The organism is Marinobacter sp. UBA2498, from assembly GCF_002341575.1.
In the GTDB taxonomy this organism is placed as follows: domain Bacteria; phylum Pseudomonadota; class Gammaproteobacteria; order Pseudomonadales; family Oleiphilaceae; genus Marinobacter; species Marinobacter manganoxydans.
This window is the reverse complement of the sequence record NZ_DDOI01000080.1, coordinates 12219-12606: the sequence shown is the minus strand read 5'-3', so window position 1 is coordinate 12606 and position 388 is coordinate 12219. Positions and strand designations below refer to the sequence as shown.

The 388-nt window shown below is 64.2% G+C and carries 1 protein-coding gene; it reads right to left on the bottom strand.

Going from position 1 to position 388, the window contains the following annotated elements; all coding sequences use genetic code 11:
- A partial coding sequence (locus B2W52_RS10845; protein WP_476738529.1) for a thiolase family protein occupies window positions 1-388 on the bottom strand: 388 nt, incomplete at both ends.

Below are 388 nucleotides of genomic sequence, written 5' to 3'. Positions count from 1 at the left end.
GGTGGCCCAGGGCAATGGCGCCGCCGTTCACGTTAACCTTGCCGGTGTCCCAGCCCATGTCGCGATTTACAGAAATAGCCTGGGCTGCGAAGGCTTCGTTGGCTTCCACCAGGTCCAGATCTTCCGTGCTCCAGCCGGCAAGCTTCAGACACCGCTGGCTGGCCGGGATCGGGCCGGTGCCCATAATCGTCGGGTCCACGCCTGCGTTGGCGTAGGCCTTGATGGTGGCGATCGGAGTCAGCCCCAGTTCTTTCGCTTTCTCGGCACTGCAGACCATCACGGCTGCGGCGCCATCGTTGAGGGATGAGGCGTTGCCGGCGGTAACGGTGCCGTCTTTCTTGAAGGCCGCACGGAGTTTGCCAAGCCCCTCGGCAGTGACGCCGTCGCG